We start from the raw sequence: 3,582 nt of genomic DNA, 5'->3' as shown, positions 1-3,582 counted from the left end.
CTTTTCGAGGCTTGGCCGAAGCTGCCGACCGGGTTCCCGGATCGGACGGAATATGCTGCACTGCCTCGATGCTGGCTTGAAGCGCGGCCATCAGATCGATAACATTCGTTTCCTGCCGCGCCGGAGCGATGCGGATTTCTTCGCCGGCCACTTTGCTGGAGATCAGATCGAGCATTCGCTGGCGGTAATCATCCGTATATTTTTGCGGTTCGAACGGAGTCGAGAGCTGTGAAATGAGCAGCTTGGCCATATCCAGCTCCTTGTCGTTTACCGCTCCGGCTTCCGGCAGACTCGGGACCTGCGAAATGGGCCGGATCTCGTCCGGATAGAACATCGTTTCAATGGAAAGGCAGTTCTCCAGCACCCGAATCGCCGCAAGGCTGCTTTTGGAACGGATGGATATTTTGGCGACGCCGATTTTTCCCGTCTGGCGCATCGCCTCCATCAGCAGCCGGTAAGCGCCGGCGCCTGCCTGATCGGGGGACAGGTAGTACGTTTTTTGGAAATAGATCGGATCGATTTCCGTTAAATCCACAAAGTCGAGAATCGTAATATTCTTGGTGCTTTCTTCGGTCAGCGCGTCGAGCTCTTCCTTGTCGAAGATCACAAATTTCCCTTTCTCATACTCATAGCCTTTGCCAATTTCCTCCCAGGCCACTTCCTTGTCACAGACGGGACATTTGCGCACATAGGACAGGGGGCTGCCGCATGCTTTGTGAATATAGCGCAGCGATACATCTTTATCCTCGGTGGCCGAGAACATTTTGACCGGCACATGCACAAGTCCGAAGCTGATGGCGCCTTTCCAAACGGTATGCATTCCAGTAACACCTCGTTTTCTTAAAAAGTTTTCGTTATTTCGCCTTATGGAGGTTTTGAAAAAATTCCGCTTTGGCTTAGTATGGGCCAGGGGTGTCTTTTTACCCCTTGAATAATTTCGGTTGCGCCGGTCCTTCGAATAGATTGATTCTCCGCTGGGGAACTTAAGCTTTGTCCGGCTTCGGCAGATTTTTAGAACGGGTGAGGGCAGGAAGGAAGATGCGGATGGGCAGCGGCGAACGGCAGGAACAAGAGAGCGGTCCGGAAATACCGGCAGCGGCCGTGGACTGGGAAGAGCTTACCGCCCGGCGGCGGGAGGATGAGATCGTTCCGGGCACGGACCGGTTGGACCCGGATCAGCTTACAAGGGAGGAATAAAGGAATGGACATACAACGGGCGCAGGATATTTTTGCTTCCAAAGACAACATCGCTGTACAGCTTGACGGGGAGCCTGTATGGATTGAGCATGTGGATGCGGCGAACGGCATGGCGACGGTTCAGGTCGGCTCGCGGCCAACCAATGTGCATACGGTCAGCGTGGACCGGCTGGAAGAGCGGAAGAACTGAGGGCCTTTCGGGCAGAACGAGAAACGGCGCCGTCCTTACATAAGGACAGAGCAGCCGTTTTTTTCTTGTATAGACATAGAGGTTGATGCTGTTATAATTTTTGTAATATTAGATCCAAAGAAATGAGCTGATGATTTGAGACCGTTGCTGCTAGGCGTCTGTTCGGCGCTGTTTTTTGCCATCACCTTTGTATTGAACCGCAGGATGGAGCTGTCTGGGGGAAGCTGGGCCTGGAGCTCCTCGCTGCGGTATTTCTTCACACTGCCCCTTCTGCTGGCTCTGGTCGCCGGCCGCCGCAGGCTGAGGCCGCTTCTGAAAGAAATGGCGGACAAGCCCTGGTCCTGGCTGCTGTGGGGCACGGTCGGCTTCGGCCTCTTCTACGCTCCGATTACCTTCGCGGCCGCTTATGCCCCGGGCTGGCTGACGGCCGGAACGTGGCAGATTACGATTATTTCCGGCTCCCTGCTGGCGCCGCTGTTCATAACCCGGATACAAGGGCCTCAAGGCGCCGTGGCCGCAAGGGGCAAGATTCCGCTTCGCGGACTCGGGCTGTCCCTGATTATTCTGGCGGGTGTCGCGCTGCTTCAACTGGAGCACGCCCAGAAGCTGTCGGTCTCGCAGGTGCTGCTCGGCGTCGTGCCCGTCCTCATCGCTTCCTTCGCCTACCCGCTCGGCAACCGCAAGACCATGGAGCTTTGCGGCGGAAGGCTTGACGTATTTCAGCGCATTCTGGGTATGACGCTGGCCAGCATGCCGTTCTGGCTGGCGGTCGCGCTGTTTGGCTGGATTGGCTCCGGGCCTCCTTCCGAAAGCCAGCTCGCACAATCCCTGGTCATCGCGCTCTCCTCGGGCATCGTGGCGACGGTGCTGTTCTTCCGGGCCACCGATATGGTCAGGCACAGCATGACGGGGCTGGCTGCGGTGGAGGCCACGCAGTCGCTGGAGGTGCTGTTTGCCCTGCTCGGAGAGATGCTTATCCTGTCCACTCCGGCGCCGTCTCTTGTTTCCTGGACCGGAATTGCCATCATTATTATCGGTATGATCCTGCACAGTTTATTCTCCCATGCAAGACCCGCGAAGCGCCCGGTAAGTCGGAATGAGACGAAGAGCATTTCTTCGGCGCGGTGAGAGGACGGCTTTCGGGCGTATTGCGGTAAGGCTGTGGGACCGATATAATAAAAAATATTCAAAATTTCGGACGATAGCTGCGGATACGCCGCTCTGTCAAAGGATGGTTGTTGCAGTTGGAAAATAATCCGGAAGAGGTATTTACCTTTCATTCCCGCAGTCTGCGGGAGACCGAAACATTGGCGGAGGAACTGGCCGCCGCGGCCGGGCCGGGCTGGGTCATCGGACTCGACGGCGATCTGGGCGCGGGCAAAACCGCGTTCTCGCAGAGCTTTGCCCGGCATCTGGGGGTTCAGGGCATTGTCAGCAGCCCTACGTTCACCATTATCAAGGAATATGCGGGACGTGTTCCGCTGTACCATATGGATGTATACCGGCTGTCGGCCGATGAGGCGGACGAGCTTGGTCTGGACGAATATTTCTACGGGCAGGGAGTCTGCCTGGTGGAATGGAGCAGCATTATTTCGGACCTGATGCCCGAGCGGCATTTGCACATCCGCCTGGAGACGACCGGGCCGGAGGAGCGCGTGATTACAGTAACCGCGGCAGGGGAGCCTTATGAGGGCGTCTGCCGCGCTCTGAGACAGAAGTGGGGTTATAGCAAGCATGACGAATGCAAATAATCAGCCGCGCAAGCGGTTTTTGGCGCTGGATACGGCGACGGCAACGCTCGGCGTGGCGGTGACTGAAGGCGGCAGGGTGCTGCATGAAATCAATGCGTCGGGAGAGCGCAATCATTCCGTGCATCTTCTGCCGATAATCGGCGAGGCGCTGCAGGCTACGGGCGGAAGCGCAAAGCTGGACGGCATTTCCGTCGGTGTAGGGCCGGGCTCTTATACGGGAACCCGGATCGCCATCACGGCGGCGAAGTCGCTGGCGTGGGGCTGGAAGCTGCCCGTCGCCGGCGTGTCCACGCTGCACGCGCTGGCTTGGGGCGGCTGGAACGCCGGCGCGGAAAGCCCGGAGGAAGACGCCGCCGGGAACGTCTCATCCACAGCGGGCAGCGCGCCGGACTGGATTGTTCCGCTGCTCGATGCGCGGCGCGGTCAGGCGTACACGGCGCTGTT

The 3,582-nt window shown here is 57.9% G+C and carries 6 protein-coding genes; 5 read left to right on the top strand and 1 reads right to left on the bottom strand.

The features are described 5' to 3' along the window. The coding region (gene ku, locus L692_RS0103305) for a non-homologous end joining protein Ku (RefSeq protein WP_025697182.1) at window positions 1-820 on the bottom strand (820 nt) is incomplete at its 3' end. A 224-nt stretch (window positions 821-1,044) separates the two neighbouring features. On the opposite strand from ku, the gene L692_RS31625 reads away from it, so the two are divergent. The 5 genes from L692_RS31625 to tsaB all read left to right on the top strand — a co-directional run. After that, the gene (locus L692_RS31625; protein ID WP_156940289.1) at window positions 1,045-1,197 is read left to right on the top strand and encodes a hypothetical protein; all 153 of its coding nucleotides are present in this window, start codon (window positions 1,045-1,047) and stop codon (window positions 1,195-1,197) included. Between the two features lie 4 nt (window positions 1,198-1,201). Then, window positions 1,202-1,387: an H-type small acid-soluble spore protein gene (locus L692_RS0103295; RefSeq protein ID WP_025697180.1), complete on the top strand. Its 186-nt coding sequence runs from the start codon at window positions 1,202-1,204 to the stop codon at window positions 1,385-1,387. Between the two features lie 135 nt (window positions 1,388-1,522). Further along, a complete protein-coding gene (locus L692_RS0103290) occupies window positions 1,523-2,515 on the top strand; it encodes a DMT family transporter (protein ID WP_025697178.1) in 993 nt (330 codons plus the stop codon). Window positions 2,516-2,631: 116 nt separating this feature from the next. Beyond that, window positions 2,632-3,138, top strand: coding sequence for a tRNA (adenosine(37)-N6)-threonylcarbamoyltransferase complex ATPase subunit type 1 TsaE (gene tsaE, locus L692_RS0103285; RefSeq protein WP_025697176.1), 507 nt, complete (start codon window positions 2,632-2,634; stop codon window positions 3,136-3,138). Beyond that, a partial coding sequence (tsaB, locus tag L692_RS0103280; RefSeq protein WP_025697174.1) for a tRNA (adenosine(37)-N6)-threonylcarbamoyltransferase complex dimerization subunit type 1 TsaB occupies window positions 3,122-3,582 on the top strand: 461 nt, incomplete at its 3' end. The genes tsaE and tsaB, both read left to right, overlap by 17 nt.

It is taken from the genome of Paenibacillus forsythiae T98 (genome assembly GCF_000520735.1).
Lineage (GTDB): Bacteria > Bacillota > Bacilli > Paenibacillales > Paenibacillaceae > Paenibacillus_AQ > Paenibacillus_AQ forsythiae.
This window is presented reverse-complemented; position numbering and strand designations above follow the sequence as displayed.